This window comes from Chromobacterium sinusclupearum (assembly GCF_002902845.1).
Classification (GTDB): Bacteria; Pseudomonadota; Gammaproteobacteria; order Burkholderiales; family Chromobacteriaceae; genus Chromobacterium; species Chromobacterium sinusclupearum.
Genome location: NZ_PPTF01000091.1, coordinates 1 through 998, shown reverse-complemented (window position 1 = coordinate 998; position 998 = coordinate 1). Strand labels below are relative to the sequence as shown.

Genomic DNA, 998 nt, shown 5'->3' with positions numbered 1-998 from the left:
GACGGCGCGGCGCTGCAAACCACCCTGCAGGACTACGACCCGCAAGGCCTGTATTACGCCGGCGACGCCGAACAGCTCGCCCGCTATGCCCAGCTGCGGCAGCAGGCTTACGACCTGCAGGCCAAACAATTTGAAGGTGGCGGCACGATACGCGGTCTGACCGCCGGCCAATGGTTCCGCCTGGACGACCACCCGGCGCACGAAACCGACAGCGCGCAAGACCGCGAATTCGTCGTCACCGCCCAAACCATCCAGGCGCGCAACAACCTGCCGCAGGATCTAACCCAGCAGCTGAACCTGGCGGCGCCCGGTTTGCTGGCGGCCGGACTCGCCACCGACGCCGTGCCGTTTGGCACGGAACAGACGGCCGCCCCGTTCACCACCCGCATTCAGGCCCAGCGCCGCGGCATCCCGCTGACGCCAGCCTACGCCCACACCGCGCAGGCCAAACCGACCAGCCTCGGCGTGCAAACCGCCACCGTGGTCGGCCCGGCCGAGCCGACGGACCAAGCCGCCGACGAGATCTACACCGACGCCCAAGGCCGCATCAAGGTGCAGTTCCACTGGCAACGGCCAGAAGAACATAAAACCTTCGGCGCCAATCTCGACGACAAATCCAGCTGCTGGCTGCGCGTGGCCATGCCTAGCGCCGGCGCCGGCTTCGGCCACCAGTTCATCCCGCGCATCGGCCAGGAAGTGCTGGTCGACTTCATCGAAGGCGACATCGACCGGCCGGTGATCACCGGCGTGCTGTACAACGGCAGCCACCCCACGCCCGACTTCAGCGGCGCCGGCGCGCTGCCCGCCAACAAAACGCTGTCCGGCATCAAGAGCAAAGAACACCAGGGCGGCGGCTACAACGAACTGCTGTTCGACGACACCCCCGGCGAAGTGCGCGCCAAGCTCAGTAGCGAATCCGGCAAGACCCAGCTGAATCAGGGCTTCCTCACCCACCCGCGCAGCAACGGCAAAGCCCAGCCGCGCGGCGAAGGCTTCGA

The 998-nt window shown here is 67.1% G+C and carries 1 protein-coding gene; it reads left to right on the top strand.

Annotated features, from left to right (window positions below):
• On the top strand, positions 1-998 hold a 998-nt coding region (locus tag C2134_RS19280; protein ID WP_146042227.1), incomplete at both ends, for a type VI secretion system Vgr family protein.